This window comes from Haemophilus sp. UMB1048, from assembly GCF_030218125.1.
GTDB lineage: Bacteria > Pseudomonadota > Gammaproteobacteria > Enterobacterales > Pasteurellaceae > Haemophilus_D.
Genome location: NZ_JASOPB010000205.1, coordinates 1 through 233, shown reverse-complemented (window position 1 = coordinate 233; position 233 = coordinate 1). Strand labels below are relative to the sequence as shown.

The following is a 233-nucleotide window of genomic DNA, read 5'->3' as shown; positions in this document are numbered from 1 at the left end:
CTGTTTCAACATCGACAGTGATCCCCATCGGGCGCAGGCGAGTCATTAGTGGGATGTAAAAACTGTTACGGGTGTACTGCACCATCCGTTCCACCTTACCTTTAGTCTGTGCCCTGAAGGGGCGACACAGTCGGGGAGAGAAGCCCATCTCCTTGCCGAACTGCCACAGCGAAGGATGGAACCGGTGCTGACCGGTCTGATATGCGTCACGTTGCAGAACCACAGTTTTCATA

Annotated in this window: 1 pseudogene; it reads right to left on the bottom strand. The window is 54.1% G+C overall.

The features are described 5' to 3' along the window. A pseudogene (locus QP437_RS10480) lies at positions 1-233 on the bottom strand (IS21 family transposase); the annotation flags it as partial.